The organism is Stenotrophomonas sp. GbtcB23 (assembly GCF_019091045.1).
In the GTDB taxonomy this organism is placed as follows: Bacteria; Pseudomonadota; Gammaproteobacteria; order Xanthomonadales; family Xanthomonadaceae; genus Stenotrophomonas; species Stenotrophomonas rhizophila_A.
Genome location: NZ_JAGXKC010000322.1, coordinates 1 through 298 on the forward strand (window position 1 = coordinate 1; position 298 = coordinate 298).

General features: G+C 59.7%; 1 protein-coding gene. It reads right to left on the reverse strand.

All coding sequences use genetic code 11. The annotated features are described in order from the left end of the window. On the reverse strand, positions 1-298 hold a 298-nt coding region (locus tag KVS69_RS19280), incomplete at both ends, for a histidine kinase dimerization/phospho-acceptor domain-containing protein (RefSeq protein ID WP_345776829.1).

The window sequence follows — 298 nt, forward strand, 5'->3', positions numbered from 1 at the left end:
AGATTGAAAACCACGTTGACTGTGTCACCCGCAGACCGTTGCAGGAGCTCTTTCGACTCGCGCAGGGCGGCGGTGACAACCAACGATTCGGGGGACAGCTTCTGTCCTCGGCCAAACGTCAGCAGTTGTCTGGAAAGGAGGGCGCCCCGTTCGGCCGCGCGAAGGGCCGTCTCGATCAGCTTGGCAGCGGGCCCGTCCTTCACGCGGACGCTGATGAGGTCGAGGCAGTTGACGATGATCGTCAGAAGATTGTTGAAGTCATGGGCAAGACCGTGAGTCAACTTGCCAATCGCTTCCA